Below are 3,854 nucleotides of genomic sequence, written 5' to 3'. Positions count from 1 at the left end.
TACTATGACAGGTTAGCGTAGGAAAAGCATCTTACACGCATAGATAAATCTGGAAAACAAATCACCACTGACCATACTGTATGTATGGTCAGTTTTTTTCCATGAGGATTTTATGGCGTTTTTAATTAAATCTAGTGACGTTTTTAAAGAAACAAATCTCTCTATAAGTGATGGACACTGTTCTATTACACCTACCACTGATAATATTGGTTCGCTGCCAACGCTTTATTCTGAAAGCGGTGAATTTAATCACCAAGCCAACAGCTACTTCTTCTATCAAAAGGCAGTCAAGCAAGCGATAGACTTACAGCCCTGCGCTCAAGCTTTAAAGGACTACTATCAATTCCTTGAGGATAAAAATCTTCAATGGGACGTCTTCCCTCCTGTCCAGCGCTTAAAGCCAACTTACTTATTCCGCTCTCATTTATTGAAGTTAATCAAAAAAGGAGAGCTTGCTCATTCCACAGCGAGTGTACGCATGAACCAAGTCGTTAATTACTATAAGTGGTTGATGCATGACGGTTATCTAAAGATTAAGAATGAGAAAGAAGCACCCTTTAAAATGGAGTTCGTATCCGTTAAGCGAACTGACATGTTGGCGCATACTACTCCAAGATTCATTGTTGAAACCAGTGATTTAAGAATCAAGGTGCCAAGGGACAATGACAGTAAAAACATTCGGCCATTAACACCATTAAGTCAGGATGATTTATCAACACTGACCACTTATCTGCCTGTCGCCTCCGAAGAGCTAGGGCTTCAAATTTTAATTTCCATTGATACTGGACTTCGAATTCAAGAGGTCGCCACATTAACGCTTGATGCCCTTGATATTGCTAAACCGCTTGCTGAATCAGAGCATCGCTATGAGATAACGGTTTCACCTCATCGAAACGGTGTTCAAACGAAACATGGCAAAGAAAGAACAATTGAAATATCAAAGACCTTACTTAATAAGCTAGATACTTATCGTACTTCTGAGAGACGCTTGAAGCGAGTCATTAAGCTAAATGCCAAGCTTGATAACCTAGAAGAATCAGCAAAAGGATTAAGCTACGAAGCGGTTGAGGCACTAGAGTTTTGCTTGAGCCATGAACCCTTGTTTGTGAGTGAGCAAGGCAACCCTGTATCGCCTAAGTCCATTGAGGCTAGATGGTCAGAATTAAGAAAGGTAATTAAACAAACGCACCCTGCTTTTGAGCATCGCTTTCATGATTTTCGTTCAACGTATGGCACGTATCGCCTGAATGACCTTCTCGAAGCTGGATTACCTGTTGTGGAGTGTATGGAACTGCTCATGAGTTGGATGGGGCATAAGAATGAATCGACTACTTGGAAGTATCTGCGTTACCTGAAACGCAAAGAAGCCTTCAAGGTGAAATTCGGCATATTAGACAGCATCATGCACGAAGTTTTGGAGGGTGATGATGAGTAATGTCACGTACCTTCATGACTGGAATCCCGACCTGTGCATTCAGTTAGACACTGCGGAGAATCTGCGAGCGGATTTTAATCGCTTTTTGGTGAAACACTTTCCATCAACCAAATCGATGCAGCTAGGGCAAGACTTTGAACATGTCGATAGAGAGGGTTTCATCCTTCAATTGAAAGCTCGATTTGTTGAGGCTATTGAGGAAGGAGGAAGTCACCACAGACTTTACGGCCTCTTTTTAAAGGCATCTCAATACCTGCGATGGTGTGATAAAGCAGAGGTTGAAGCGTTTACTCAACCTTCAATTGAAGGTTACATGAGCCATCTAAATGAACGTGTCATGTTGGGGCAACTCAAAAATAGCTACTATAAGCAATTTCATTCATCAATGATGACTCTTTTTACTCAATATCTCGATTTACCTCGCTCCTATTTTAATAACATTGTGGTGCGTGGCAACGAGGATAAAGAGTCGTTTGAGGCTTACACGCGGAGCGATTTAAAGCAGATACTCCCTTTCTTACGTGCACTGTTCAAGCAAACGCACAAGCAGTTTATAGAGAACCCTGAAAAGCACATTAAAGCGCACAAAAGCACACCGACCATGATCTTTCAGTGGAAAGGGAGCGAGTATCAATTATGTGGCGCTATCAGCAAAATGATGTCAGCCGCTACGTTTTTAATGGCGTATTACACCTACGCAAACACAAGCGATTTATTTAAGCTCAAGCAACCTGAGAACGCTTCAACCACCGTTGGTGAAGTGTGGTATACAATGCCAGCATTTAAACGCAGAGCGTTTAAAACTATTCGTGTTGAAATGGGTGAGCATGAACTTGAAATTCCAAAATACTCGATGGATTTTTTCGATAATTTACTTGAGGCTTCTCGATTAGTGTCTAGTGATGATGAGGCATTGTTACTGCAAACTATCGCCTCAAAAAAGGTGCAGTCAATTAAAAGAACAACCCTGCAACGCTTCCTAAAATGTTGGGTAGAAAAGCACTTTACTTTCACCGACCAAATGGGACGACAACTGCGCCCTGTAGTGAGTCGATTTCGTGAAACAGGCGCACAATTAACCGCTTACCATCAGGGCGAGATAGCAAATAACATCATGCTTGGGAATACGCCAAATGTACGAAAAAAGCATTACAGCGAGGGGAATAAGCAAAGCAACAATGGCATGCTTCAAGATACTTTGGCAATTCGAGAAGAACAAATAAAGGGCGGTGTTGGCGCAGAAGAAGCAAGGGAAAGCCTTGGTATTGATGTGCTTGTGATAGAAAAAGAAAATGCGATTGATATACCCAACCTTAGCCGCACATCCAATGGTGGCAGTTGTCGTGATCCCTTCGGTGGCAAATCAGAGAAATACACGAAGAAGGCAAAAAAACAAGGGTTAGCCAAGGAGGGAGAGCGACTGGCTTGTGCTGATTTGTTGGGGTGTTTTGGTTGCCCTAGTCAGGTCGTGGTTCAATCCGTTGCCGATATATGGTGCTTACTGTCATTTAGGGCATGTATTGAAGAGTCACTGTATCTTCATTTGGATGCTCACCATTACCGTAAGAATTTTGAGCAGGTTATGGTATTCATTGACTCTAAAATCCTTCCCAATATCAACGCTAAAATCCTGAAACAAGCCGAAGAAAAGCTCAATGACGATGGACTTCACCCTGCATGGGATGAGCCTGAGTCGATTCTTTTCTTAACCCCTAACCGTCAACAGGAGGCCGTGTAATGCCAGTTCAACACTTATATTTAGATGGTTTCCCTGAAAAACATAAAGTAGAAGAAGTCGATGTTGTCACGCTCTATCATGAAAAACGCTTTGATGAACTTGATAAGGTCGGAATCTGCAAGGACGAATCAGGCAACGTGACAGCGACTTTCGGTGATAGTGATTGGTACTGTTTCCCTTTTGCTCGAAACAAAGTGGGTGCTAAAAATTACCTTAGATTTAACTATCTTGATGACCATCCAAAGTTACAGCGAGAGTTAAAGCTATTTACCTACGGCTGGCTTTTTAATAAAAACCCACAAGGTCGCAAAGCGCTGAAATTTTCGGGTTTAAGTTCAAGGCTTGCAAATATCCGCAGGGTTTATTGCCACCTCATTGAGTGTAATTACAGCTCTATCAGCGCCCTTTCTGCCGCATCAAAATGGTCAGAGCTTGAATCCTATTTGGTCGAAGAAGAATCCGCTCAAGTTTCAATCGAAAAGTCACTTGGCGCTGTGAATGGCATTATCAAAGACACTTCATGGCATAGGGTTGAGCATAACTTAAAACCAATCGAAGCCAAGAAAATAGCGAAAAAACTCAACGCTACTGAGATGCAGCAAACCCTGACCATTCCTGAGCGATTATGCGATGCCATTTATGGTAAAGCCATTGAGCTTATTGAAGGAGCGCACCCTTACA

The 3,854-nt window shown here is 42.1% G+C and carries 2 protein-coding genes and 1 pseudogene; all 3 read left to right on the top strand.

The window, feature by feature from the left end; all coding sequences use genetic code 11:
- The first annotated feature begins 112 nt into the window (after positions 1–112).
- Positions 113–1,435 (top strand): tyrosine-type recombinase/integrase, encoded by a 1,323-nt coding sequence (locus ACJB0T_RS21790; RefSeq protein ID WP_479289702.1) that lies wholly within the window; start codon positions 113–115, stop codon positions 1,433–1,435.
- Positions 1,428–3,173 (top strand): hypothetical protein, encoded by a 1,746-nt coding sequence (locus ACJB0T_RS21785; protein WP_479289704.1) that lies wholly within the window; start codon positions 1,428–1,430, stop codon positions 3,171–3,173. The genes ACJB0T_RS21790 and ACJB0T_RS21785 overlap by 8 nt, the downstream gene beginning before the upstream one ends.
- Positions 3,173–3,854: pseudogene (locus ACJB0T_RS21780) on the top strand (hypothetical protein); the annotation flags it as partial. The gene ACJB0T_RS21785 and the pseudogene ACJB0T_RS21780, both read left to right, overlap by 1 nt.

This window comes from Vibrio sp. CB1-5 (assembly GCF_059412285.1).
Note: the sequence above shows the minus strand (reverse complement) of the source record. Positions and strands in the feature narration are given on the sequence as shown.